The organism is Pseudomonas sp. Kh14 (assembly GCF_900291005.1).
In the GTDB taxonomy this organism is placed as follows: domain Bacteria; phylum Pseudomonadota; class Gammaproteobacteria; order Pseudomonadales; family Pseudomonadaceae; genus Aquipseudomonas; species Aquipseudomonas alloputida.
Genome location: NZ_OLKJ01000244.1, coordinates 1 through 246, shown reverse-complemented (window position 1 = coordinate 246; position 246 = coordinate 1). Strand labels below are relative to the sequence as shown.

Sequence of the window (246 nt, the reverse complement as noted above, 5' to 3'; positions counted from 1 at the left end):
GGCGGTAGTTGTCATGGCCGGCCTTGCGGAACAGTGCGCTGAGCTCGGGCTTGCTGACCGGGAAGTTGACCGACTTGAGGATGGCATGCAGGTCGTCTTCCTTGAGCTCGAAGGCCACCCGCAGCTTCTTGAGGATGAGGTTGTTGGTCACCGGCAGCTCGATCGGCTGCGGCGGGCGGCTGTCATCCTTGCCGCGGCGGTAGATCACCAGGCCGTCGAGAAAGTGCGCCATGACCCGTTCCGGGC

General features: G+C 64.2%; 1 protein-coding gene. It reads right to left on the bottom strand.

From position 1 onward, the window contains the following. On the bottom strand, window positions 1-246 hold a 246-nt coding region (locus tag FQ668_RS27990; RefSeq protein ID WP_144180842.1), incomplete at both ends, for a DUF1456 family protein.